26 protein-coding genes are annotated in these 24,661 nt (G+C 68.3%); 16 read left to right on the top strand and 10 right to left on the bottom strand.

Going from position 1 to position 24,661, the window contains the following annotated elements; genetic code table 11:
* The first annotated feature begins 31 nt into the window (after positions 1–31).
* The 4 genes from AKI39_RS20285 to AKI39_RS20300 all read left to right on the top strand — a co-directional run bounded on the left by AKI39_RS20285 (position 32) and on the right by AKI39_RS20300 (position 3,242).
* Entirely contained in the window at positions 32–763 is a 732-nt protein-coding gene (locus AKI39_RS20285; protein WP_158515194.1) for a PIG-L family deacetylase, read from the top strand.
* Positions 760–1,836, top strand: coding sequence for a glycosyltransferase family 2 protein (locus AKI39_RS20290; RefSeq protein WP_066640186.1), 1,077 nt, complete (start codon positions 760–762; stop codon positions 1,834–1,836). Before AKI39_RS20285 ends, AKI39_RS20290 begins: the two co-directional genes overlap by 4 nt.
* A gap of 683 nt (positions 1,837–2,519) precedes the next feature.
* Positions 2,520–2,999, top strand: a complete 480-nt coding sequence (locus AKI39_RS20295) for a hemerythrin domain-containing protein (protein WP_066640189.1) — start codon at positions 2,520–2,522, stop codon at positions 2,997–2,999.
* Positions 3,000–3,029: 30 nt separating this feature from the next.
* Complete coding sequence (locus AKI39_RS20300) at positions 3,030–3,242, top strand: hypothetical protein (RefSeq protein ID WP_066640192.1); 213 nt, start codon at positions 3,030–3,032, stop codon at positions 3,240–3,242.
* A 126-nt stretch (positions 3,243–3,368) separates the two neighbouring features.
* On the opposite strand, the gene AKI39_RS20305 is transcribed toward AKI39_RS20300, so the two are convergent.
* On the bottom strand, positions 3,369–3,977 hold the full coding sequence (locus AKI39_RS20305) for a DUF4142 domain-containing protein (protein ID WP_066640195.1): 609 nt from the start codon (positions 3,975–3,977) through the stop codon (positions 3,369–3,371).
* 199 nt (positions 3,978–4,176) lie between these two features.
* Between AKI39_RS20305 and AKI39_RS20310 the strand changes: the two genes are divergently transcribed.
* Entirely contained in the window at positions 4,177–5,085 is a 909-nt protein-coding gene (locus tag AKI39_RS20310; RefSeq protein ID WP_235610688.1) for a glycosyl transferase, read from the top strand.
* A 50-nt stretch (positions 5,086–5,135) separates the two neighbouring features.
* On the opposite strand, the gene AKI39_RS20315 is transcribed toward AKI39_RS20310, so the two are convergent.
* Together AKI39_RS20315 and AKI39_RS20320 are read right to left on the bottom strand one after the other, a co-directional pair.
* On the bottom strand, positions 5,136–6,863 hold the full coding sequence (locus AKI39_RS20315; RefSeq protein WP_066640201.1) for a chloride channel protein: 1,728 nt from the start codon (positions 6,861–6,863) through the stop codon (positions 5,136–5,138).
* Positions 6,864–6,925: 62 nt separating this feature from the next.
* Positions 6,926–7,822: a LysR family transcriptional regulator gene (locus AKI39_RS20320; RefSeq protein WP_066640207.1), complete on the bottom strand. Its 897-nt coding sequence runs from the start codon at positions 7,820–7,822 to the stop codon at positions 6,926–6,928.
* Between the two features lie 88 nt (positions 7,823–7,910).
* Between AKI39_RS20320 and AKI39_RS20325 the strand changes: the two genes are divergently transcribed.
* On the top strand, positions 7,911–8,252 hold the full coding sequence (locus tag AKI39_RS20325; RefSeq protein ID WP_066640209.1) for a 2Fe-2S iron-sulfur cluster-binding protein: 342 nt from the start codon (positions 7,911–7,913) through the stop codon (positions 8,250–8,252).
* Positions 8,253–8,308: 56 nt separating this feature from the next.
* Here AKI39_RS20325 and AKI39_RS20330 read toward each other — a convergent pair whose 3' ends face one another.
* Positions 8,309–8,536 (bottom strand): hypothetical protein, encoded by a 228-nt coding sequence (locus AKI39_RS20330; RefSeq protein ID WP_066640212.1) that lies wholly within the window; start codon positions 8,534–8,536, stop codon positions 8,309–8,311.
* Between the two features lie 244 nt (positions 8,537–8,780).
* On the opposite strand from AKI39_RS20330, the gene AKI39_RS20335 reads away from it, so the two are divergent.
* Positions 8,781–9,755: a tripartite tricarboxylate transporter substrate binding protein gene (locus tag AKI39_RS20335; RefSeq protein ID WP_066640215.1), complete on the top strand. Its 975-nt coding sequence runs from the start codon at positions 8,781–8,783 to the stop codon at positions 9,753–9,755.
* Positions 9,756–9,890: 135 nt separating this feature from the next.
* On the opposite strand, the gene AKI39_RS25765 is transcribed toward AKI39_RS20335, so the two are convergent.
* On the bottom strand, positions 9,891–10,514 hold the full coding sequence (locus AKI39_RS25765; protein WP_066643439.1) for a hypothetical protein: 624 nt from the start codon (positions 10,512–10,514) through the stop codon (positions 9,891–9,893).
* 435 nt (positions 10,515–10,949) lie between these two features.
* On the opposite strand from AKI39_RS25765, the gene AKI39_RS20345 reads away from it, so the two are divergent.
* The 3 genes from AKI39_RS20345 (at position 10,950) to AKI39_RS20355 (ending at position 13,772) form a co-directional block, all read left to right on the top strand.
* Positions 10,950–11,642, top strand: coding sequence for a DUF2239 family protein (locus AKI39_RS20345; RefSeq protein WP_066640218.1), 693 nt, complete (start codon positions 10,950–10,952; stop codon positions 11,640–11,642).
* 49 nt (positions 11,643–11,691) lie between these two features.
* Positions 11,692–13,140, top strand: a complete 1,449-nt coding sequence (locus AKI39_RS20350) for an NYN domain-containing protein (protein ID WP_066640221.1) — start codon at positions 11,692–11,694, stop codon at positions 13,138–13,140.
* A gap of 68 nt (positions 13,141–13,208) precedes the next feature.
* A complete protein-coding gene (locus AKI39_RS20355; protein ID WP_066640224.1) occupies positions 13,209–13,772 on the top strand; it encodes a Dps family protein in 564 nt (187 codons plus the stop codon).
* A gap of 2 nt (positions 13,773–13,774) precedes the next feature.
* Here the strand turns inward: AKI39_RS20355 and AKI39_RS20360 are convergent, their stop codons facing one another.
* The 3 genes from AKI39_RS20360 to AKI39_RS20370 all read right to left on the bottom strand — a co-directional run bounded on the left by AKI39_RS20360 (position 13,775) and on the right by AKI39_RS20370 (position 16,978).
* On the bottom strand, positions 13,775–15,052 hold the full coding sequence (locus AKI39_RS20360; protein ID WP_066640227.1) for an RNA polymerase sigma factor: 1,278 nt from the start codon (positions 15,050–15,052) through the stop codon (positions 13,775–13,777).
* Positions 15,053–15,238: 186 nt separating this feature from the next.
* The gene (locus tag AKI39_RS25595) at positions 15,239–15,592 is read right to left on the bottom strand and encodes a YciI family protein (RefSeq protein WP_066643441.1); all 354 of its coding nucleotides are present in this window, start codon (positions 15,590–15,592) and stop codon (positions 15,239–15,241) included.
* 81 nt (positions 15,593–15,673) lie between these two features.
* Positions 15,674–16,978, bottom strand: a complete 1,305-nt coding sequence (locus tag AKI39_RS20370; protein WP_066640229.1) for a methyl-accepting chemotaxis protein — start codon at positions 16,976–16,978, stop codon at positions 15,674–15,676.
* Positions 16,979–17,264: 286 nt separating this feature from the next.
* Here AKI39_RS20370 and AKI39_RS20375 point away from each other — a divergent pair, with 286 nt between their 5' ends.
* Complete coding sequence (locus AKI39_RS20375; protein WP_145925333.1) at positions 17,265–17,702, top strand: hypothetical protein; 438 nt, start codon at positions 17,265–17,267, stop codon at positions 17,700–17,702.
* A gap of 187 nt (positions 17,703–17,889) precedes the next feature.
* Complete coding sequence (gene wrbA / locus AKI39_RS20380; protein WP_066640234.1) at positions 17,890–18,489, top strand: NAD(P)H:quinone oxidoreductase; 600 nt, start codon at positions 17,890–17,892, stop codon at positions 18,487–18,489.
* 53 nt (positions 18,490–18,542) lie between these two features.
* On the opposite strand, the gene AKI39_RS20385 is transcribed toward wrbA, so the two are convergent.
* Positions 18,543–19,442, bottom strand: a complete 900-nt coding sequence (locus tag AKI39_RS20385; RefSeq protein ID WP_066640236.1) for a ketopantoate reductase family protein — start codon at positions 19,440–19,442, stop codon at positions 18,543–18,545.
* Positions 19,443–19,728: 286 nt separating this feature from the next.
* On the opposite strand from AKI39_RS20385, the gene AKI39_RS20390 reads away from it, so the two are divergent.
* The 3 genes from AKI39_RS20390 (at position 19,729) to AKI39_RS20400 (ending at position 23,051) form a co-directional block, all read left to right on the top strand.
* The gene (locus AKI39_RS20390) at positions 19,729–20,994 is read left to right on the top strand and encodes a DUF445 domain-containing protein (protein WP_066640239.1); all 1,266 of its coding nucleotides are present in this window, start codon (positions 19,729–19,731) and stop codon (positions 20,992–20,994) included.
* A gap of 215 nt (positions 20,995–21,209) precedes the next feature.
* A complete protein-coding gene (locus tag AKI39_RS20395) occupies positions 21,210–21,713 on the top strand; it encodes a hypothetical protein (RefSeq protein WP_066640242.1) in 504 nt (167 codons plus the stop codon).
* 375 nt (positions 21,714–22,088) lie between these two features.
* Entirely contained in the window at positions 22,089–23,051 is a 963-nt protein-coding gene (locus AKI39_RS20400) for an N-carbamoyl-D-amino-acid hydrolase (protein ID WP_066640244.1), read from the top strand.
* A gap of 711 nt (positions 23,052–23,762) precedes the next feature.
* Here the strand turns inward: AKI39_RS20400 and AKI39_RS25770 are convergent.
* Positions 23,763–24,308: a hypothetical protein gene (locus AKI39_RS25770; RefSeq protein ID WP_066640246.1), complete on the bottom strand. Its 546-nt coding sequence runs from the start codon at positions 24,306–24,308 to the stop codon at positions 23,763–23,765.
* On the opposite strand from AKI39_RS25770, the gene AKI39_RS25775 reads away from it, so the two are divergent.
* On the top strand, positions 24,217–24,570 hold the full coding sequence (locus AKI39_RS25775; RefSeq protein WP_235610689.1) for a fucose-binding lectin II: 354 nt from the start codon (positions 24,217–24,219) through the stop codon (positions 24,568–24,570). The two genes, AKI39_RS25770 and AKI39_RS25775, sit on opposite strands and share 92 nt — an antisense overlap.
* The last annotated feature ends 91 nt before the right edge of the window (positions 24,571–24,661 follow it).

Below are 24,661 nucleotides of genomic sequence, written 5' to 3' on the forward strand. Positions count from 1 at the left end.
GCGGTATCCGCGTGCCAGCGAGGAGACCAAGGTGCAATCCATCGATGATCCTGGCGTGCTCGCGGCGGTGTCGCCGCATCTGGACGATGCCGTCGCCGGCTGCGGCGCCCTGCTGGCGGGCACGCCGGGCAGCACCGTCATCACGGTGTTCGCGGGCGTGCCGGATGCCGCCCTGCCGCTGACGGAATGGGACCGGCGCTGCGGCTTCGGCGACGGCGCCTCCGCCATGAAGTGGCGTCTGGGCGAGGATGACAAGGCGCTGCATCTGTTGAAGGCGCAGCCGGTGCGGCTGCCCTTCCTGGATGATCAGTACGTGCGCGCCATGGAGCGCGCAACGCCCAAGGCGGACAAGATCGCGCACGCGCTGGAGGGCGTGCTGGAAAAAGCGGGCGCGCGTACCGTGCTGTTTCCCGTGGGCATTTTCCACCGCGACCATATCCTGGTTTCCGACGCCGCGTTGATGCTGTTCGCCAGCAAGCCGGAGCGGCGCTGGGTGGCCTACGAGGACGCGCTGTACCGCACCAAACCGGGCCTGCTGCATGCGCGCCTGGTCCAGTTCTATACCCGCGGCATCAGCCTGACGCCGGTGTCGTTCCGCAATACGAACACGCACCGCAAGGCCACCGCGATGGCGGCCTATGGCAGCCAGATGCCGGAACTGGGCATCACCAGGAACGAAGGCGATACCACCGCGCCGGAACGCTACTGGCTGCTGAGCGAATCCATCAAGCAGTCACCGGAAGCGGGGGCGGAGGCGCGATGACGGGCCGCCAGCCGGCCGGCACGAACGGACAGCCGCCCCACACGGACGGCCGCGGCTCGCGCATGGACGGTCCGCCCGCGCGCGGAGAGGACGAGCCGCGGCCCGCGGACCGGGACGCGCCCCGCGTATCGGTCGTCGTCCTCACCCACGAACGGCGCGATGAACTCCTCAGCAACCTGGGCCGGCTGCGCGAGCGGCACCCCGGCGTGCCCGTGATCGTGGTGGACAACGGTTCGCGCGACGGCACCGCGCAGGCGGTCGCGGCCGCCTTTCCGGAAGTCACGCTGGTACGGGCGTCGGGCAACCTGGGCGCGGCGGGCCGCAACCTGGGGGTCTCGGCCGCCAGGACGCCTTACATCGCTTTCTGCGACGACGACACCTGCTGGGAAAGCGGCGCGCTGGAAGCGGCGCAACAACTGCTGGACGCGGCGCCCCGGGCCGGCGTCATCAGTGCCTGCGTGCTCGTCGGCCCACACGGGTCGGTGGACCCCACATGCGACATCATGGCGCGCAGCCCGCTGGGACCCGGGCCGGCGGGCACCATGCGGCTGATGGGATTCATGGCCGGCGCCTGCATCGTGCGGCGGGAAGCGTACCTTCAGGCGGGCGGCTATGAGCCGCGCTTCTTCATTGGCGGCGAAGAGGAGCTGCTTACCCTGGATATGGCAAGGCTGGGCTGGGAGATGCTATACGCGGGCCATATCCGGACTTGGCATCATCCGTCGCCCCGGCGCGACCGCCCACGCCGCGTGCATCTGCTCAGCCGCAATGCCCTATGGACCGCCTGGCTGCGACTGCCCCTGCGAGCAGCCTGGGAAGAGACCCGCTCCGTGCTGCACCAATGCGCGCGCCCCGGCCAGGCCGCCCGGGTCTTGCTGGCCGCGCTGGCCGGCGTGCCCTGGATCCTCCGGTACCGTGCCTGCATCCCGCCGGAAGTCGAACGGCAACGCCGCCTTGTCGTGGGCCCGCGTGCGAGCGCTACACCCGGGACGCTGGCGCGGACGGGCCGGCAGGCGCTTCCAGCATTGCCGCATGAAGCGGAAAATTGGCGCGCAAAGCGGTCAGGGCGGTAAGGATCCCTGCCCGGCGGTCCGGGGCGTCCTCGTCCAGATCGGGCAGCAGCCGGTCCAGCACCTGGAGTGCCTCTTCCCACGCAAGGATCAAGCACGCGCAGTGCGGTGCGACAGACGTATCCGCGGGGATCTCCGCCTGCGCGGCTTTCATGGCGTGGAGCGCGCGGCATGAGCAGGCGGCAGGGTGCCGCCGGGGGACGGGAATTGCATACATGGCCGGCGCGCCCTACTCATCCAGGTAGGCATTTTTTCCAAAGACACGCGCCGCGCCCCCGGGCATGCCGGCTGCGAGTCATTCCGGACCCGGAGCCCACCGGCGCAGGAGCAGCCATGAGCCAGGAACCCAAACCAAAGGAGCGCGCGAGAGAACGCGCCGCTTCTGACCATAGCGGCGATGCACAAGATCACGCGATCTTACGACCGGACACAGGTGCCCGCGAGGACCCGCCCGCCCGCTCGCTGCAGAACCGTCCGATCGATCCTAACTCCGCGGCGGAGAAGACATTTCCGCCCGGCGTGGACGCCAGGGACGTCGCCGATCCTGGGCGCCAGACACCCGGCGCCCCACCCGTGGACAACCGCTCAGGCAAGAAAAGGTAGACAGGGACAGGTCTCCGGGCACGGTGCTTGCTTAGATGCCGCGCCGCGCCATTGCGGCATCCCCGTGGACAAGGAGAACCAGTATGAATAAGGCGGAAATCCCTCTCGCGCAGCGCGACGCCCTGACCTTGATGTTGGACGGTCATTGCGCGGTCAAGAAGCTCTTCAAGGACTTCGGGAAGACGGCTGATCCGGAGATCCGCGAGGCGATTGCGCACGAGGCGTGCATGACCTTGACCGTGCTGGCCCAGATCGAAGAAGAACTGTTCTACCCATTCCTGCGCGCGCAGAATCCCGCCGCTTTCGGCCGCCTGCTGGACAAGGCCGTGGTCGAGCATGGTGTCGCGCGCAACCTTATCGCGCAGATCCAGGGTATGACCAGCGATGACCCGCTGTTCCATGCCCGCGTGTCGGTCCTGGGCGAATACATCGGCCACCACATCGAGGAAGAGGAAGGCGAACTCTTTCCCAAGCTGGTGGTGCTGAATGTCGACCTGCGTGATATCGCCAAGAAACTGCAGCAACGCAAGGAAGAGATCGCCACCGTGGCACATCTGGCATGACACCGGGACGCCGGCGGGGATAGGAATGCGATGAAAATCCTGACTAAGGAAACCCCCAGCTCCAGGGCGACGCTGTGGTTGGCGCCCACCATGCAGGGGGGTTTCCGCTGGGAAGTCGAAGTCGTCGATACGGGTAAGACGGCGGTACCTCAGGTGATCCAGTCCCAATTCGTGTTCCGCACGCCTACCGACGCCGCGCTGGACGGAATCCGCGCGCTCGAGGAGCTGGCCGTGCCGCCCTGAGTGCCGTGACTGCCGTGAGGGAGCTCGCGCGCGGATGGACCACCGGGTTTCACGCCGCGCCGGCAAGAATGAATCGAAGCGCGCCGCACTTGCGGCGCGCTTTTTATATGCGCCCCCGTGTCGGCGCTACGGCCGGGGCGCGCCCCGGTCGCCGGGCAGCAGGCTGGGGGGCGCCTCCCGCGAAGCCGGCGATACCGTGCCGGGAGCGGCACCCGCCGGCACGCTTTCCTCCGGGCTGGCCTTGCCGCTGGCCGCCAGCGTCTTGCGCAAGGCCATACCGGCGTCCAGGTGTGATTTCAGGCTGGGCAGGCCCTGCTGCGCATAGGCCTTCACCTCCGGATCCTTGGCGTGCTCTGCGGCATCCACGAAAAGCGCTACCGCGTCATTGTGCGCCGCGATCGCGACGTCGTCGGCATATCGCCTGTCGAAGCGCGTGCCGGTCTCGCCCTGCAAGGACTTGAGCGTACGCGCCTGGCTATCGGACATATCGGCGGGCAGTGCGACGCCCTTGGCGGCGGCCAAGGCCTTGAGCTGGTCCGCCATGGCGGCATGGCCGTCAATCATCGTGCGCGCATAGCGCTTGACCTCATCGTTCTCGGCGTTGCGGAGCGCCCATTCGCTGGCCTGAACCTCGAACGCGTCCGCCTGCGCCGCCCGGACCATGAATTGTGCATCGCCGCGATCCAGCCCTTCCCCGTGCGCGGTTGCAACAGTGGCCAGGAAAAATATTGACATTCCCACGCGTATCCAATATTTCACGGTTATCTCCTTCGATGCGAGGCCCGCGCTCGGGGCCGCGCAACCTCTGTGCCCATCCAGGGCGGCAGTCGTGGAGGCCACCGTGGAAACGCCCCACGAGGCGCGTGGGACGAAGGGCAAGATGCCGGTACAGAGCAGTTCCCCGTCGGCGGCAAGGCGGGGCTCCCGATAAGAGATGTCTCGTTCGAATGACACGCTGGAGGAAGCTCAAATGCAGGACGCGATGGAGATTTTTGTCGGCTGCGATCCCAACAACGGGGATCTGGAACAGATGATGGTGCTGGAGTACAGCCTGCGCAAGCATGCCTCGCTGCCCGTGCATATCCATTGGATGCGATTGACGCGCGATCCCGGCAGCCCCTGGTTCTGCGATCCCGCCACGGGCCAGGGCTGGCGCACCGAGACCTGGTCCACGCCGTTCTCGGCACTGCGCTGGAGCCTGCCGGCCTGCATGGACTACCAGGGCCGCGCCTTGTACATGGATGCCGACATGCTGGTGCTGGACGACATCGCACGGGTGTGGACGATGCCCATGGCCGAAGATGCGGTGATGGCGGCGCGCCGGAATGGCAACGAATGGCTGTACTGCGTCACGCTGTGGGATTGCGCGCGCGCCCGGCACCATCTGCCGGCGCTGCAGGAGATGCGCGCCGATCCCAAGGCCCACCGCCGCCTCAAGCAGTATTTCTCGCGCCATCCGCGGCTGATCCAGCCATTGGACACGCGCTACAACTGCGTCGACGGCGAGGGCTGCGCCGCGTCGGAAATCGGGATCCTGCATTATTCCGACATGAGCACGCAGTTCAGCCATCGCCATGCGCTGGCGCGGCGGCGCGCGGAGGGCGGAGAACACTGGTACGACGGCCCCGTGCGCGATCATCCCCGCGCCGATCTCACCGCCCTGTTCGACCGCTATTACCAGGAAGCCCTGGACGCGGGATATCGTCCCGAGCACTATCGCACGGAGCCGTTTGGCGCGCTGCCCAAGGCGTCGCAGCAGGATTATCCCGGCAACGTGCGGCGCGCCCGGCAGCGCTGGACGCGCCGCTTGTTATCGCCCGCCGGCTGGTTCAGGCGCGCGTGATCCCGCCGCGCAGGCGGACCGGTCCTGGACCCGAACCGCCTCAGCAGGCCCTAGGCGAACAGGTTGCGCGCCTGCTTCAACAGCTCGCTTTTCTGCAGCATGCCCACCACGCGGCGTTCGTCGCGATCGCTCAGCACCGGGGTGCGTTCGGCGGGCGATTCCACCACCGTCTGCCAGACATCCAGCAGGCGCTGCCCGGCATACACCACCGGGAAATCCGTCGTCGCCATCCGCGTGAGCGTCGCGTCGCCGCCCTCTCCCGCGTTGACGCGCGCCATCAGGTCGTTCACCCATACTGCCCCGAGAAAGCGCTGGGCATCGTCGACCAGGAAAACGAAGCGATTACGCTGCTTCAGGCCGATCTTCAGCGCGTCCTCCAGCGTGGCGGAGACCGGCGCCAGCAAGCCCGTTGGCCGCATCATGCCGCCCGCGGTCGCGTCGGCAAGAAAGCTGCGGCGTTCATCGCGCGCACGGTGGCGCGCGATGACCTCGTAGGTACCGGTCAGGCGGAACAACATGGATACGGCATAGGCCGCGGCCGTCGCGATCATCAGCGGAAAGACGAAGGAGGGTTCGCGCGTCATCTCGAACACCATCAGCGTGGACATCAAGGGCGCCTGCGTCGTGGCCGCCAGCGATGCCGCCATGCCCAGCACCCCCAACAGCACCACGCCGTCCTGCAGGCCAAAGATGTGCGCGGCGGCGGGCGCACAGACCCCGCCAGCCAGGGCGCCGATCAGCAGCGACGGGGTGAACAGCCCGCCGATGGCGCCGGAGCCGACGGTGGCCGCGGTCGCCAGCACTTTCAGCGCCAGCAGTAGCAATAGCGAGGTGGCCAGCGGATGGCCGTCCAGCATGCGCGCGATGGGCGCGAACCCGTTGCCCGTGACGTCGGGCGCCACCAGCGTGACCATGCCGACGATCAAGCCGCCCACGCCCATGCGCAGCACCACGGAGGGAAAGGCACGCGCGAACAGCTTGCGGGCCAGGCGCGTGATCCACAGGAAGGCCGACCCCACCGTGCCCGCCACCAGTCCCAGCGCGAGGGCAGCCAGCACGCCGCTTCCCGTGACGCCGAAGGCATAGGGCGGCAGGTCGTACAAGGGATTGAACTGTCCCATCACGCTGGTCATCCACGTGGATGCGACGGCCGCCGTGAAGAGATAGCCGATGCGGCGCAGTTCGAGCGAACCGAAGGCGATCTCCGCGACGAAAATCGCGGCCGCCAGCGGCGTGTGATACACCGCCGTCAAGCCGCCCGTGGCGGCCATCGCGACGGCCAGCCGGAAATCCGCGCCCCGCACACTGGGCAGCAGGCGCGCACAGAAGGCGGAGCCAGCGGTCGCGGACAGCTGCACCATGGCGCCTTCCTTGCCGATGGAGCCGCCTGACACGATGGAGAAGAAAGAGGACACGCAGCGCAGCAACGAGGGCAGCACCGGGATGCGCGCCATCTTGCCGTCGATGGTCTCCAGGTATTCGGACACCACGCCCGCCCGCTTCTCGCGGCGCTGCGCCTGCGCCAGGAACAGCGCCGCGATGGCGCCACCGGCCGTGGGCAAGGCGATGCGCGCGTACCAGGGCAGGCTGGCGAAGACCTCGGTAATGTCGGCATCCGTGCCGAACAGCCCTGCCGATGCGTGCTCCAGGCACCAGCGGAAGACATGCGCGGCCAGCGCGCCCAGGATGCCCGCGGCGACGGCCAGCACGATGCCGCGCAGGTAATCGGCAACGCTGCGTCCTTCCCTGTCCAATTTATCGAGGAAGTGCACCGCCATGTCTCTGTCCTTTTTCCACGAATGTTTTTTTGCGGCGCCGCCCCTGCGGCACCACCTTCGATCTATGACCGGTTCTTCAGCACCGCGCGAAAGGCCTTCATCATCGGCGACCAGACCGCCTGCCGCCGGCTGAGCAGCGAGATATCGCGCTTCAGCGGCAAGGCCGCATCGACGGGCAGCGCCGCCACGCCGGCCTGGGCGGTGTCTTCCAGCAGGGACGCGGGCGCGACCGTCAGCAAGTCGGTGCCGGCCACCAGCTTCAATACTCCCGCCGAAATGAAGTCCACCTCCAGCACGGCGCGCGGCAGCGGCTGGTCCGCGCGCGCGAACGCCGCATCCAGCCGCTGGCGCGCCACCGATGTGCGCTTGGGCAGTATCCAGCCCCGATCCGCCAGGTCCGCCAGCGAAATGGCGGCGCGCTTGAACAGTGGATGGCGCCGGCCGGCCACCAGCCGCAGCACGTCGTGGCCCATCGCATCCTGGCGCAGCACGCCACCCCGCGTGCCGTCCGACGGTGCAACGGCCAGATCGAGATCGCCGCGTTCCACGAGATCGGGCAGCTCGTCGGACAGTCCCAAGGTGAGCACGACGCGCAGGCCGGGCTGCGCCGGCAGTAGCGCTTCCAGGGCGGGCATGACGACGGTGTCCATGGTCGCGGCCGTGGCGCCCAGGCGCAGCAGTCCGCCGCCGCCGGCGCGCAGGCCTTCGGCATGGCGTACCGCGTCTTCGTATTGGTTGACGACCTTGCGCGCATGCTCGGCGAAGGCCAAGCCCGCCGACGTCGGGCGTATGGCGCGCCCCGCCCGGTCGAACAAGGCCAGGCCGGTCTCGTCTTCAAGCCGCTTGAGGGACTTCGACAGGGCAGGCTGGGTGACCGCGCAGGCCGATGCCGCGCGCCCCAGGTGACCGTGGGTCACGACCGCCAGGAAGTACGAAAGGTCGCGCAGCGAAAGATCCATGAACCCGAGTTATGCAATCGATAACCGAAAGGAATCCAAAGTGTAGCGCGGGCCGGGGCCGAAATCCATTTGCCCTAGAATCCAACGCATGAGCGATACCCCGGGCCCCTATTCCGTGACGCTGGTGCCGGCAAACTGGCGCTTCGACGCCGGTGCGGACGAAGCACTGGTGGCCGCCGCCGCGCGCGCCGCCATCCGGCTGCCGGCGTCATGCCGCAACGGCACGTGCCGCACGTGCATGTGTTTTCTGATCGAGGGGGAAGTCGCCTATCCCGGCGGCCGGCCGGGCCTGACGGCGGAGGAAATGGAAGAGGGCTGGATCCTGCCCTGCGTGGGGCGGGCGCGCACCGATTTGCGTATCGAAGTGCCGGACGCCGAGCCCCTGGAGGAAGCCGCGCCGCGCCCCATCATGACGGGGCCGCGGCGCTAGGGCGTGTTAACGATGAAGCCGCGGCGCGGATGACCACGGCGGCGCGCATGGGCGTATCAGCCCGCGGCGATGCGGTAATGGCTTTCGCTGAATTCGACACCGGTCCCTTGGCTGGCGGAGCTGTCGAACGGCTGAATGGCGCCGGCGGCGGCTGCATCGCCACGCGGGTCGATGCGGGGCAGCCTGCGCTCAGGCTGGGCCGCGACGCTCGGCGGTAAAGCCTGGTTGGGAACACCCAGCAAAGTCAGCTCGGCACCTATCAATCCCTTGAAAAGCTCGTTCATAACCGCTACTCCTTGATCCAGGTCATACCGGCGACGTGTTGTCCGGTATTTATGGATGGACAGGATAGGAGAAGTCAGGTTCCCCCGGAAGGAAAATGCTTCTATCGCGGCGATTCAATGATCCTATCGGCGCGATACACGCGAAGGATGCGGCGCATTCCGTGGCTGCGTGCCGGCGATGGAAAAACGCCAAGCCAAGGACTAGACTTGGCGCGCAGAAACACAACAAAACCGGAGAAGACAAATGGGATCGACCTTCAAGGCGGCCGCGGCCGCAGTGGCGCTGTGCGCCGCCTCCCTCTGCCAGGCCCAGAACGGCTGGCCCGCCAAACCCGTCACCATGATCGTGCCGTTTCCGCCGGGCGGCGTGGCCGATACGGTCGCGCGGCCGGTAGCCGATGCGATGAGCCGCGTCCTGAAGCAGTCGGTGGTGGTGGAGAACCGCGCCGGCGCGGGCGGCGGACTGGGCATGGGCGTGGTGGCGCGCGCCGAACCCGACGGCTATACCGTGCTGATGGCGCTGTCGTCCATCTCGATCATCCCGGAAGCCGACCGCATACTGGGCCGTCCGCCGATGTATCAGCTCAAGCAGTTCAAGCCCATCGCGCGTTTTACCGCCGACCCCACCGTCCTGGTGGTGCGCGCCGATAGTCCGTGGAAGACCGCGCGGGAACTCATCGATGACCTGCGCCGGCCGGACGCCACGCCCTTGACCTATGGCTCGTCGGGCAACTACGGCACCATGCACGTTCCGATGGAGATGTTGCACAGCGCCGCGGGCATCAAGGTATTGCACGTTCCCTACGGCGGTGCGGGGCCCGCCATCGTCGCGCTGCTGGGCGGGCAGGTACAAGCCCTGTCGACCGGCCCGGCGTCGGTATTGCAGTACATCCAGGCGGGCAAGGTGCGGGCGCTGGCCACGTGGGGCGACACGCGGCTGGCGGCGCTGCCGGACGTACCCACGCTCAAGGAACTGGGCTATGACGTCACGTTCGCGCAATGGTCCGGGCTGTTCGTGCCGGCGGCCACCCCGGAGCCCATCGTCCAGAAACTGCGTGCGGCGGCGGAAGCCGCGGCCAAGGATCCGAAGGTGCGCGACACCATCCAGCAGGCGGGCAGCCCCGTGCTTTACCTGGATGCGCCGCAATTCCAGCAGTACTGGGATGCCGACGCCGCGAAGATGACGGAGGCGGTGCGCAAGATCGGCAAGGTGGAATGACGGGCTTCGGCCACGGCACCCAGGCCTGGATGCGCGCATGCCGGGTACGCAGCAGCGCCGGTGCCAGCCGACGCGGGCGGCTCTCCAGGTCCGGACCCAAGGCCAGGGGCGCCGCGCCATGCGCGGCGCCGCGGCTCAGCTGACGGAGTATCCCCGTCCGGTCATGCAGGCGGACATCGCGCGGTTATAGGAATCCACCATCACGCCGGTGGTCCATTCGTTGGGATGTGCCGGATCGTAGCCGCTCTGGTTCATGGCCCAGCCTTGGCATTCGCTGCGGTCTCGGGTCTGCTGCGCCTGGGTCTGGCCGCGCGCCGGATAAGCGATCAGATTGCCGGTCGGCGCCGGGGGCGGCGCATACACGGGCGGCGAGGTATAGGCCACGGGGGGCGCCGCATACACCGGAGCACCGTATACCGGTGCGCCGTAGACCACGGGTGGCGCGGCATACACCGGTGTGGTGTAGACCACGGAAGGACCGGAGTTCGCGGCGATGATCGCGCCCGCCGCGCCCAGCGCCAGCGCGCCGCCTATCCACCAGCCGGCGGACGAACTGCAGCAATATCCCCCGTGGTGCCAGCCGCCGCCATGCCAGCCGCCGCCATGCCAGCCGCTGCCGCCGCCATGCCATCCGCTGCCGCCGCCGTGCCATCCGCCGCCGCCGCCGTGATAGCCACCCGCCATCGCCGGCGGCGCAACGCCGGCAGCCGTCGCGATGGCGAGGGCCGCGACAGCGATTCGTAAGGTAAACGCTTTCATCTTGCGTGCTCCCAGGTCCCCCGGGTGCAGTGCCTCGGGAGATATGATCATTACTCTACTCACTTCGACTGATTTCCGGCGAGCGAATTCCATGCCGCCATATTGCCGTCGTTTCAAGCCGTTTCGGGCGGCGGGGGAACGGGGCGGCGCCCCCGGGATTCCATAAAAATTCAGTGTTATGCCAGCTGACGGCGGGGCTTCGGGACCGCGCCCCTGCCCTACCCGGGGACATTCCCGCCGAAGTACGAGGCGATCTCGCGCATGCGCCGGGCCCGCGCGTCCATCGATCCTTGACCGCCGTGGACCGCGCGAGGCGGCGAGACCTATGGGTCCCGTGGACGGATAATTTTAATCCGGGTAAAATTGTGCCCGTTTCGACCTTCCCACATCCTGGCCTAGCCCGACCGCGCCCCGTGCCGGGCTGGCCGACGCATCATGACACTTACCGTCCAAACCCCATGTACCGCCTTCGACGGCCATCGCCGCCTGGCGGCCGGTCCCCTTGCCGACGTGGCGCTGGCCGTGAAGGCCGCGCTCGAGGATGCGCCGTCCGGCCGGCAAGGCGATGTGCTGACCTTCGATGACCTGACGGGCCGCGTCGTTGACATCGATATCCGGGGCAGCCGCGAGGATGTGCTGGCGCGGCTCGCGCGCGCCCATGCGGCCATGGAAGCCGCGACGGCCGGCAACTCGGCCAGGGAGGCCGTCGCCGCGCCGCCCACGCCGGACGATGCCGCCGTCCCGGCCGGCGATGCGTCCATCCCGTCCGCCGGCGATGCCCCCGCTTCGAACGGGCCGCGCGGCCGCGGCCGGCCGCGCCTGGGCGTGATCGCACGCGAAGTCACCCTGTTGCCGCGGCACTGGGAATGGCTGAACGCGCAGCCGGGCGGCGCGTCGGTCGCGCTACGCAAGCTCGTCGAAGCCGGCATGCGCGACCGCCGCGCCCGCGAACGCGGGATGCGCGAAGCGGCATATCGGTTCATGTCCGCCATGGCCGGCGATATGGCGGGCTTCGAGGAAGCGGCGCGCGCCCTGTTCGCCGACGATGCCCGCGCCATGTCCCGGCACATGGCATCATGGCCGGCCGACATCCACGACCACGCGCTGCGCCTGGCGTTCGGGCAGTAGGCCGAGGCCATCGCCAAGGATGGTCCTTACGCATTCCACTGGAGCCTTGATGATCTCTTCCCACGACAACGTCAGCATGGCGCTGTTCTGCGATTTCGAAAACGTCGCGCTGGGCGTGCGCGACGCCAACTACGAGAAGTTCGACATCCGCATGGTGCTGGAACGGCTGCTGCTGAAGGGCAGCATCGTCATCAAGAAGGCCTATTGCGACTGGGATCGCTACAAGGCCTTCAAGGCGCCGATGCATGAAGCGAATTTCGAACTCATCGAAATCCCGCACGTGCGCCAGTCCGGCAAGAATTCCGCCGACATCCGCCTCGTGGTGGATGCGCTGGACCTTTGCTACACCAAGTCCCACGTCAATACCTTCGTGATCATCAGCGGCGACTCGGATTTTTCGCCGCTGGTATCAAAGCTGCGCGAAAACGACAAGCATGTGATCGGTGTGGGGGTGAAACATTCCACCTCGGACCTGCTGATCGCCAATTGCGATGAGTTCATTTTCTACGACGACCTTGTCCGCGAAAACGCGCGATCGGCGTCCCGCCAGGCCGGCCGGGACGGCGCCGCGGGCGGACGGCGCGGCGGGGGCGACGACCGCCGCCGCAAGGAAGACGCCGATGCCCGCAGGAGCCAGGCCATCGATATCGCGGTCGAGACCTTCGATGCCCTGGTCGCGGAACGCGGCGACACCGGCAAGATCTGGGCATCGGCGCTGAAGGACGCCATCAAGCGCCGCAAGCCGGACTTCAACGAGTCGTACTACGGCTTTCGCGCATTCGGCAACCTGCTGGAAGAAGCCCAGGCGCGCGGCCTGCTCGAGGTGGGGCGCGATGAAAAGTCGGGCACGTACGTGTACCGCTCGAATGCAGGCGCGGGAGATCGCGCGGCGCCGTCCCGCGACGGCGTCGGCGGCGATGCCAGGACGCTGGAGCCGCGGGAAACGCCCGATACCGCCATGACCGCGGCCTCACCGGCGCCGGACGCCGCCGGCCATGCGCAGCACGACAAACCCAAGCGCGGCAGCCGCCGCCGCGCGCGGCCGGCCGCGCCGGCATTGCCCGCAGGCCAGGGAGAAACAGCCCCGGAGGGATCCTTCGAAGCAGCCTTCGCCACCGGGACGCCGGTCGAGCCCACCGCCGGGACACCGTCCGCATCCACCATCGGCACACCGTCCGGATCTCCGGTGGACATGCCCGCCGACGCACTGCCGGAACAGGCAGCGGCCGTGGCCGACAGGACGCCCGGCACATCCCGGCGCGGCGCATCGAGGCGAGGCGGCTCGCGTGCGCGGACCACGGATGCATCGCCCCCGGCATCGGCCACGGACGCGTCCTTGCCGGCGCCGCCGCACGGCACCGAGCAAGCCGCGCCCGCCATGGCGAGCCAGCCGGACGCACCCGCCGACGCCGCTTCGAGCAAACCCGCGACAGCGCGCAAGACCGCCGCGCGGCCGCGGCGCGCACGCAAGACGGCGCCCTCCGCGTCCGAAACCTGAGCTAGACTGCCGCTTGGTCCCTCCGCCCGGATGGGAACTTCCCAGACGGCTTCTCCCAGGTGATACCCATGAAGAAACCCGCAAGCAACTCGAAGAACTCGACCAAGAAAGGCAGCCTCGAAAAACGCCGCATGGCGCCTTTGGCGACCCCGTCGGATATCTCGTCCGAAGGTACGCGCGATATCAGCGGCGCGCTGAATCGCCTGCTGGCGGACGTCTTCGCCCTTTATATGAAGACCAAGAACTTCCATTGGCACGTCAGCGGCCCGCACTTCCGCGACTATCACCTGCTGCTGGACGAACAGGCGACCGAGATCTTCGCGATGACCGACCCGATCGCCGAGCGCATCCGCAAGCTGGGCGGCCCGACGCTGAAGTCCATCGGCCATATCGCCCGCATGCAGCGCCTGCTGGACAACGATGCGGACTACGTGCAGGCGCTGGACATGCTGGCCGAGCTGCAGGAGGACAACAAGAGCCTGACGTCGTTCATGCGCGAAGTGCATGACCTGTGTGACGAGCATCGCGACATCGCCACGGCCAGCCTGATCGAGAACTGGATCGACGAGACCGAACAGCGCACCTGGTTCCTGTTCGAGACCAGCCGCCGCGGCGACTCCACCGGCCACTGATCCTACTGGCCGTCGTCCAGTGCCCGCGCCCGCGCCAGCAGCATGTCGCGGTCGCGCGTGTTGCGGGTCATGGCGGCGGCTTCCTCGAAAGCCGCGCGCGCCTGCGCCTTGCGGCCCAAGCGGGCCAGCAAGTCGCCGCGCACGCTGGGTAGCCACGGATACTTGCGCAAGGCAGGCTCCTCACCCAGCGCTTGCACCAGCGGCAGGGCCTCGGCAGGCCCCTGCGCCATGCTTACCGCGACCGCCCGGTTCAAGGCCACTACCGGCGAGGGCGCGCGCTGCATCAGAAGGTCGTACAGCGCCACGATGCGCGCCCAATCGGTTGCGTCCGCCGTCGGCGCCCGCGCATGGCACGCCGCCAGCGCCGCCTGCAATACGTAGGGCCCCTGGCCGCCCAGGGCTTCCGCCCGCGCCAACGCATCCAGCCCGCGACGAATCTGCTCCCGGTCCCAGCGGCCGCGATCCTGGTCCGCCAACAGCACTGGCGCTCCCTGCGCATCCACCCGCGCATGCAGGCGCGAGGCCTGCAGTTCCATCAGGGCCACCAGGCCGTGCACTTCGCTTTCGCCGGGCGCCAGGCCGGCCAGCACACCACCCAGCCGGATGGCTTCCTGGCATAGCGCGGGGCGCATCCAGTCATCGCCGGCCGTCGCGGCATAGCCTTCATTGAAGACCAGATAGATCACTTCCAGCACCGACGCCAGCCGTTGCGCGCGCAGATGCGCCGGCGGCACCTCGAAGGGAACGTTCGCCTTGGACAGCGTCCGCTTGGCTCGCACGATGCGCTGCGCGATGGTGGGCTCGCCGACCAGGAATGCGCGCGCGATCTCGTCCGTGGTCAGGCCGCACAGCAGCCGCAAGGTGAGCGCCACGCGGGCATCCATGGACAGCACGGGGTGACAGGCCGTGAAGACCAGCCGCAGCAGGTCGTCGCCGATATCGTCCTGGCGCGCGGCATCCAGCGCGTCGACGAAATCGGGTTCGACGCTGGTTTCCAGCGCATCCATGTCCTGTGCCAGCTGTTCCTGCTTGCGCGCATGCAGCGCGTCCTGGCGCAGGCGGTCCAGCGCCCGGTGCTTGGCCGTCGTCATGAGCCAGGCCCCCGGGTTATCCGGCACGCCGGTGCGCGGCCAATGTTCCAGCGCGGCGACCAGCGCATCCTGGGCGTAGTCTTCCGCCAGACCGACGTCCCGCACCAGCCGGGCCACGCCGGCGATGACCTTGGCGGCTTCGCGGCGCCATACGGCATCGATGGCCGCGTGCGTGGCCGCCGGATTCATGGCGCCTCCGTCCCGCTACCCGCCGGATCCGCATGGATGGAAATCGCATGGAGGCCTCCCGTCGCACATCGCGGCCGCGGCGCGGCCCATGCCTGTACGACGGGCGCCGCGCGGGGCTTTCGACAGCCGGGCGGCGGCGTGGGGGAAAACCCCAGGCGGGGAGCGGGGGCCGGCACGACGGCGAACCTATTCGTAGCAGGGCGCCGTGCGGCGGACCTCGACGGTGCACCAGGCGGCCGCCGGGCACTCCGCCGCGATGGCCAGGGCTTCCTCGCGGGTCTCGCAATCCAGCAGGAAAAACCCGCCCACCATTTCCTTGGCTTCCGCGAAGGGCCCGTCGGTCAGACGCTGCCGCCCTTCGCGCACCTGGACACGGGTACCTTCGCTATCGCCCGCGAGCGATTCGCAGGCAATCAGCTTGCCCCGCGATTGCAGCTCCCCGGCGAAGCGGCGCATTTGGTCGTAGACCTGGCGGCCTTCGGCTTCGGTGCGCTGGGCGCGCTGGCCGCGCGGCTCGACGATAAGCAGCATGTACGACATGATGGCCTCCTGTTGGCGGGCGCGATAGCCTGGAGGCATTGTATCCGCGGGCCGCCGCGGCGGCATGCGGCGCGGCGGGCGCTAACGCTCCGTCAGGGTGTCGGTGACGGCGCCCAGCGTACGCGACTGCGACAGGGAGACGTCGACGACTTCGGCCATGATGCCGGTGACGCGCCGCGACGAGGCAACGATATCCTCCATCGTGCCGCCGGCCGACTGTACCAGGGCCGCTCCCTGCTCGATCTGCTGGACGGATGCCTGGATCAGGGTCTTGATTTCCTTGGCCGCGGCCGCGCTATGTTGCGCCAGGTTGCGCACCTCCGCCGCGACGACGGCGAAGCCCTTGCCATGGCTACCCGCGCGGGCCGCTTCGACAGCGGCGTTCAGCGCCAGGATGTTCGTCTGGAAGGCCACGCCATCCATCACGCCGTTGATGTCGGCGATACGGCGCGAACTTTCCGTGATGGCGCCCATGGTTTGCACGACCTCGCGCACCGTCCGGCCGCCCGCCTCCGCGACGTTGGCCGCTTCCAGCGCCAGCGCATTGGCCTGGGAAGCACGCTCGGCGTTCTCCGTCAGACCTTGCACCGCTTCGCCCAGCTGCTGCGCGGCAACGACGCGGCGGGTGATGTCGGTAGCGAACTTGACCACCTTGAAAGGCCGGCCCTCGCCGTCCAGGATAGGGTTGTAGCTGGCATCGATCCACACTTCGCGGCCGCCCTTGCCGATGCGCAGGTATTTGCCGGTGTCATGCACGCCGGCAGCCAGGCGGCGCCAGAACTCCTGGTAGGCGGGCGATTGCCTTTCCTCGGGCAGCACGAACATACTGTGGTGGCGTCCCGCCACTTCGTCCTCCTCGTAGCCCAGGGCGTCCAGGAACAGCCGGTTCGCCCGGATGATAGTGCCGTCCAGTTCGAATTCGATGATGGCCTGGACCTTGGAAATGGCGGCAAGCTGGCCGGCGGCATCGTCGCTGCGACGCTGATCGGCCGTCACGTCGCTGGCGATCTTCACGACCTTGACGGGCCGGCCATGGCGATCGAAGACGGGCGTATAGCTGGCCTGGAGCCAGATACAGCTGCCGTCTCGCGCGTAGCGCTTGTAGCGACCGCTCTGGAAAGCGCCTTGTGTGAGCTGTTCCCAGAATCGCGCATACGCGGGCGATGCGCCTTCGGCCCGGCCGACGAACATGCGGTGGTGCCCGCCCTGTACTTCTTCGATGCCGTAGCCGAAGAGCGACAGGAAGTTGTCGTTGGCCTGGAGGACGTTGCCGTCCAGATCGAATTCGATGACGGCTTGCGCGCGATGAAGCGCGGCCAGTTCGCCGGCGTCGCCGACATCAGGCCGCCGCGCGCCAGACAGCCGGCCCGTGATGAAACCGAACATTCTTTCCTCCCTGTCCCGTGTCCGCCGGCACGGACCGGCCGTGGCCGGCATGCGGCCCATGGCTGCGCCGCCCATCCGTCCACACGCCGTGGACGACGGCGCCGTCTGCCCGCGAGCCCGCGGGTGCGCAAGCTATTCCACCCTGAACGTTACCCTGCGATGGCAGGCCGTTAAGCCCGATCAGCGGCCGATATGCCGGCTTATTTGCGGTTTGTTGCGGCCGTCATCGTGTCCACAATACGTCAGCCGTCGTCCCATCGCGCTCGCCGCAACTTGAGTCATGACCATGATGCTCAGCCATATTCCGGATGGCGATTCCCATCGCCTGGTATCCAAGGGCTTTCTGCGCCTGCTCGCGGGCCTGGGGGGCTGCGTGCTCGCCGGCGCGGTGCTGGGCTGGCCGGGCGATGCCCACGCCGCCACGCAAGCGGCGGGGAGCCTGACCGCCATGCGGCAGAAACTGGTGCCCGGCAACGTCCAGCAATGCCGCTCGCTGTTGGATCGCAAGCCGCAGCTGGATCCCTACGCGCCGAAGTCCGCCAGCGGCTGGGACGGCTATTGCGCCTGCGTGGGCCAGACCTACGTGTCCAATATGCCGGACAACGTCGTGCTGGCCTTCGCGTCGGGCAAGTTGCCGCAGGAGCGCGGCGAGCAGTCCGCGCGACTGCGGGCGGCCGCCGTCAGCCTGGACGCGGCGCGGGCGCGCTGCGCCAGCGCGCGCTAGTCTTCGCCGCCCGGGCGCCGCTTTCCTCGCCCCCACGCCTGGGCCGTTTCCCGGCCCCGATCCATCCATGGCATGGATCGATTCCATCGAAATATATAGGCTTCTTTACATAGAGAACGCCCGTTAATCTTGCCGCAACGGTGGACCGCCCGGGCCGCCGACCATCGATCAACGGCAAGGATACGCAATGGCTAAGGTTCTCGTTCTCTACTATTCCTCCTACGGACATATCGAGCAGATGGCGTATGCCATCGCGGAAGGCGCGCGCGGCGAAGGCGCCCAGGTCGACGTCAAGCGGGTGCCGGAAACGGTGCCCGAAGAGATGGCCAAGGGTGCGCACTTCAAGCTGGACCAGCCGGCCCCCGTGGCGACGCCCGCGGAGCTGGAAAACTACGACGCGATCATCATCGGCACCGGCACGCGCTACGGACGGATGTCCTCGCAGATGGCGGCGTTCCTGGACCAGACCGGCGGCCTGTGGGCCCGCGGCGCGCTGAACGGCAAGGTCGGCGCTGCCTTCGCTTCGACGGCCACGCAGCACGGCGGCCAGGAAACGACGCTGTTTTCCATCATCACCAACCTGATGCACCTGGGCATGGTGGTGGTGGGCCTGCCCTACAGCCACCAAGGCCAGATGAACATGGAGCAGGTTGTCGGCGGCGCGCCGTATGGCGCGACCACCATCGCCGGCGGCGACGGCTCGCGCCAGCCCAGCGCCATCGACCTGGAAGGCGCCCGGCACCAGGGCGCCCTGGTCGCGCGCACGGCGTCCAAGCTGTTCGGCTGATCGTCTCGGGCCGCGGGCGGCGCCGGTTGGACGCCGCCAGGGGCCTGTTAACGCTAGGAGGCGCCCGCGCGGCTTTCCAGCAGCGTGACCAGGGCGTGCAGCGTGCGATTGACCGGTGTGGCGATCGCGCGCTCACGCCCCTTGCGCTCGATGTAGCCGTTCAGGTAGTCGATCTCGGTGGGCTTGCCGCGCGCCATGTCCTGGGCCGTGGACGAGAACTGGGTCGGCATGGTTTCGACGATCTTCAGCACGGCGGCCCAGCTGTCGCCGGGCACATCCACCCCTTCGGCCTGGGCGACGGCCAGGCATTCATGCACGACGTCGCGCATGACCTGCTGCACGCCGGGCGCTTGGTACAGATCGCCGTAGGGCATGCGCGCGATGGCCGACAGCGCGTTGTAGGCGCAGTTGACGATCAGCTTGGCCCACAGCGCCCCAATGACGTTGTCGGAGATGTCGACGGGCACGCCGGCCGCCTCGCAAGCGTCGGCGAAGCGCCGGCTGCCGGCCGATGCGCCGATGACCAGTTCGCCTCGCCCGTGATGCCTGACGTGGCCGGGACCGGCCATTTCCGTGGCGACATACACCACGGCGGGGACGACCGTCTGCGGCAGGATGGCCTGCAGGCGCTCGGCATTGTCCACGCCATTCTGCAGGCTGAGCACCAGGGTGTCGGCCCCCAGGTGGGGCGCCAGCGCGCGGCCGGCGCTTTCCGTGTCGGCGGACTTCACGCAGAAGAGGACGGCGTCGGCGCCGCCGGCCGCGCCGGGCTCGGTATCGGCCCGCATGGGCACGTAGGCCTGGAACGTCCGGGTGTCCAGGTACAGCCCCTTGGACCGGATGGCTTCCACGTGGGCCGGACGGCCAATCAATGCGACCTCGTGGCCGGCGCGGGCCAGCATGGCCCCGAAGTAGCAGCCGACCGCGCCGGCACCCATGACCGCGACTTTCATGCCTGTCTCCCGTAATGCGGCGGCGCTTGCGCGCGCGTCCGCCCGCTGCCCGCCTCGCCCGCCGGCGCCGCGCGGGACCGTTGCTTGCACGCGCCGATGGCGCGTTACACATCCTGAGAGATACTAACCGCATTGGCACCATCGCCCATAGATGCCGCGTTGCGCGTTCCCACCGGACGCATGGCGCTTTCCCGCGATACCCATTGCGCGTTGCGCCGAACCGCGTTGCACCCAGCCTGGAGACCCGTTTTTGTCAGCCGATCCCCGCCGGACATCCTTGCGTCGCATGAAATCCCTGGCCATGGCGTCGCTGGCCGCGACACTGGCCGGCGTGGCGGTCAGTTACGCGATGGGTGGCCACGGCGTGTGGGCCTGGATACGCGCCTTCTGCGAAGCGGCGACGATAGGCGCGCTGGCGGACTGGTTCGCGGTGGTGGCGTTGTTTCGCCGGCCCCTGGGACTGCCGATTCCGCACACGGCCATCATCCCGGCCAACAAGGCACGCATCGCGGACAACCTGGCGGTTTTCGTGCGCGACCACTTCCTGGACCCTGTGTCGCTGCTGGAACGGCTGCGCGTCTTCGATCCGGCGGCGCGCCTGGGCCAGTGGCTGAGCGATCCGCGCCAGGCACGGGTGGTGGCTGATACGGCCCGCACCTGGGCGCTGCACGCGATGGAGCTGCTGGATGAACAGGCGGTGCGCGACGGCATCCATGGCTTCGTGGTGCGGCGCCTGCGCGAGTGGAACGCGGCGCAGACCGCCGGTGAACTGTTCGACCTCCTGGCCCGGGATGGCCGCCATCATGCACTGCTCGACGAAGCGCTGAACCGCCTGGCGGCGTATCTGCAAGGCGAACAGGTGAAGGAACGCGCGTCCGCGCTGATGGTGAAGTACGCCCGCAAGGAATGGCCGCGCATGGCCAAGGCCCTGAACCTGGTCAAACCGGTGGACGACATTGCGGATACCCTGGCCGATCGCCTCGCGCGGGCGTTGCTGGACGAACTGCACGACGTGCTCGCGCAGCCGGACCACCCGCTGCGGCGCGACTACGAAGCCTGGCTGGGCGGTTATGTCGCGCGGCTGCGCGACGATCCGGATCTGCAGCGCCAGGTGGAACAGATCAAGGAACGCGTCATCGCGCATGAGCAGGTGCGCGAGTACGTGCAGGGCATCTGGGAAGAGGTGCGCAGCGCCCTGCGGCGCGATCTGTCCAGCGGCGATTCGGCCCTGGGCCGGCACCTTGCGCAAACGCTCACGGCCCTGGGCCGCAACCTGGGCGCGGAGCCGGCACTGCGCGACGCCATCAACCAGCACGTGCTGGCCGGCGCGGAGCGCCTGGCAGCCGGCCTGCGCCAAGGCATCACGGACCACATCGCGCAAACCGTCCGTAACTGGGACGAGCGCCAGTTCGTCGATGAACTGGAACTGAGCATAGGCCGCGACCTGCAGTACATCCGCTTCAACGGCATGCTGGTCGGCGGCCTCATCGGGCTGGTGCTCCACGCCTGCGTGCGCCTGGCGCAGTCCGGCGGCCTGTTCGGCACCGCGTGATTGCGGCCTGCGTGTAGGCCGGCGCGGCGGCGTGCCCGCCTCGCACGCCCGGCATGGAGGCGGGCCACCGGCAGGAACAAACCCAAAAAACGGATGGCGAGATGACCGGGGCCGGCGTTAAGCTCGAGCCGCGACACCGAGTTTCTTCCCCCCGCGCCACGGCCACCGGAGCGCGGCCCGGCCATCTCCCCTTCGGCACTCTGCAGGAAACCGCCATGATCCGCCCGTCCTTGCGTGCCCGCGCCGCCCCCCTGTTCATCGCCGGCCTGCTGGCCGGCTGCGCCAATATCGCCGACGCGCCGCGGGGTATGTCCCTGGCGGATATGCAATCGCGCTACGGCGCCCCGACTTATACCTGCACCCGCCCCGACGGCACGCGCCGGGTGATCTGGTCGCAACTGCCTTCGGGCAGCTATGCATGGGGCACGGACCTGGACGCGCAAGGCCGCGCGGTGCGCATGGAAGCCCTGATGTCGCCCGAACACTTCGAGCGCCTGCGCCAGGGCGACTGGACGCCCGAGGCCGTGCGGTGCGAATTCGGGCCGCCCGCCCAGGTGGGCGCGGTGGGACTGGGCGACAAGTATGAAGTGATCTGGTCGTACTACTACGTGCTCAGTGGACGGTGGCACTCGGTGATGTACGTGTATCTCGGCCCACGGGGCGACCGGGTCACCCACTACCATTCCGGGCCAGACCAGCGCTACCAGCGCAGCGAGTAGCCGCACCGCGCGGGGGCCTCACGCCATGCCCGGGGCGTCCGGCGCTACCCGGACCTGACGGCCACCACGCTCCCGGGTACGGCCCGACGCCATGCGGCATGGGTGGCCTTGCCCCGACGCCATCGAGATTTGTACGGCGCCTATAAGGCGGCGTTATGTCCGCGGGTACGCCGGCCGGGTGTGCGGACAAACTATCCCTTTCGTATCATGAACTTACGCCACCGAACCCGATGTTGCGCCGCGGCCGGGCACGCGCCGCCGCGGGTTCCCCGCGCCGCCACCTTCGCGCATCATGCGCACGTTCCCTGTGAATCACGTCCCTCATGCGCGGCCATGGGCCGCGCATGGCCCCCACCCCTTCCGGAGCCCTGCACCATGACCCAGACATCCCGCGCCCGCAAATTCGGACTGGCCGTTGCCCAGATGGGGCCCGTCCACCTGGCCGACACGCGCCAGGCCGTGGTCAAGCGACTGGTCGACATGCTGCGCGAAGCCGCCGCGCGCCAGGCCACCTTCGTGGTCTTTCCCGAGCTGGCCTTGACCACCTTCTTCCCGCGCTATTGGATGACCGAAGCGGAGGCCGTCGAACGCTATTTCGAACGCGCCATGCCCAATGCCGACGTGCAGCCGCTGTTCGACGCCGCGCGCGAACTGCGGGTGGGCTTCTACCTGGGCTATGCCGAACTCACGCCCGATGGCCGCCGCTTCAATACCGCCGTCCTGGTGGACCGCAGTGCCAAGGTGGTCGGCAAATATCGCAAGGTGCACCTGCCCGGCCATGACGACCACAAGCCGGACGCCCCCTTCCAGCATCTGGAAAAGAAATTCTTCCAGGTCGGCGACCTCGGCTTCCCGGTATGGAATACGCAGGACATCAACGTCGGCATGTGCATCTGCAACGATCGCCGCTGGCCGGAAACGTGGCGCGCGATGTCGCTGCAGAGCGCCGAACTGATCGTGCTGGGCTACAACACGCCGTCGTGGAACATCCACTGGAATGAACCCGTCCACCTGCGGACTTTCCACCACGAGATCGTGCTGCAGGCCAGCGCTTACCAGAACGCGGTGTGGATCGGCGCCGCGGCGAAGTGCGGCTCGGAAGACGGCTTCCACATGATCGGCAGCTCCATGATCGTGGCGCCCTCCGGCGAGATCGTGGCGCGGGCCAGCGGCGAGGAAGACGAGGTCATCACCGCGCAGATCGACCTGGACCTGGGCGCGACCTTCCGCCAGCATGTCTTCAATTTCGCCAAGCACCGCAGCCCGCAGCACTACCGGCTGATCGTCGAACGTACCGGCGCCGGCGAGCCGCTGCCGCTGCCGCCCGAGGCACACTGATATGGCGGCGATGCGGCTCCAGGAGGAGCCGCATCCGCCGTCCCCCCGCATCGCGCTTCCCGTCTGCCTCGTTCCCGGGCGCGCCGGCGTTACGACTGGTGCGCAGAGATTACGGTGATCGTCCACGTGCGGCGCCCCACCGCCGCTACAGTAGCCCCCTGTCCGTCCGACATGATCGCGCGGCAGCGGCCCTGAAGGCGCCCATGGCGCCCAACGGGACAACTGGTATCCATGCATCGGGGGAAGGCACATGGCGGACGAGGTCGAATTCGGACAAATCGTTTATCTGCAAAACGGGCAAGGCGACGGTACGGGTCCGGACGGAGCATCCGGCGGAAGTCGCGCCTTTGCCGCGAACCGCTACCTGGCCGTACAGGCCACGGACGGGCGGTTGACCATAGCGTCGCCGGTCGGAACCGCTATCCCGATCCAGTATTTCCAATGGGAATTCGCGCCCGCGGCCGTTCCAGGGGCCACCGGGCCGGTGCCCGCGTCGCAGCGTGTCCTGCTGCGCAATGTGGGAAGCAACTATTTCCTGCATGGGAGGAGCACAGGCCAGCTGTACACCGGGAGCGTCACTGCCGAGGATCCCGATCTCGCGAACGCCGAATGGCTGGTTTTCTGCACCGACACGGTCAGCCAGAATTCGTCCACGGACGTGGTCTACCCTGGCGGCAATCCCATCAGTCCCCTTATCGCCGGCGACAATTGTTATTGCATGATCGCCAGCGGCAACGCCGCATTGGGCAAATTGGGGCCCGCCGACCTGGTGGCCGGCACAGGCGGCGACTTCACCACCTGGTGGAGACTGCGCCGGGATACCACGTACTCGGCCCCGCCTGCGCCCTCGCCTTCGCCTTCGCCGTCGCCTTCGCCTTCGCCTTCGCCCTCGCCGTCGCCCTCGCCTTCGCCTTCGCCTTCGCCTTCGCCCTCGCCCTCGCCCTCGCCGTCGCCTTCGCCGTCGCCGTCGCCCTCGCCGTCGCCCTCGCCTTCGCCTTCGCCCTCGCCCTCGCCCTCGCCGTCGCCTTCGCCGTCGCCGTCGCCCTCGCCGTCGCCCTCGCCTTCGCCTTCGCCCTCGCCCTCGCCCTCGCCGTCGCCGTCACCTTCCCCTTCGCCCTCGCCCTCGCCCTCGCCTTCGCCTTCGCCCCCGCCGTCTCGCAAGGGCGTGCAATGCTGCTTCAATATCCCGGCCAATACGCCGTTCTCCGTCTCAGCGACCAGCGGGGTCCAATGGGCCAGGACCGTGCATGTGACCATCGACGGTGTCGCGGCCACGCCCCTCAACCTGCCCGCCCATGGGGCCGTCGCCCGGGCATACACGTCCGGCGCGGGCAAGCCCTCGACAGGGGGGAAAAGCACACTTTGCGTCTCGGTGAGCGATACGCAGAACGGGCAATTGAACCTGGGTTGGCTGCCGCCAGCCGTGATCGGGGACGGACACTTCGTGAACGTGGGCGCCCAGAAAGCCGACGAGAGCGGCTATAGCGACGTTGCGGTCACCGTCCGCTGGACGGCGTAGAGGTGCACCGGCCCGGATGATGGCGCGATGGCGGACCCGGATGGGTAGCCAGCCGCCGCATCCCCCGGGCGCCCGTCGCGCCGCCGCCACA

This window comes from Bordetella sp. H567 (assembly GCF_001704295.1).
In the GTDB taxonomy this organism is placed as follows: domain Bacteria; phylum Pseudomonadota; class Gammaproteobacteria; order Burkholderiales; family Burkholderiaceae_B; genus Bordetella_C.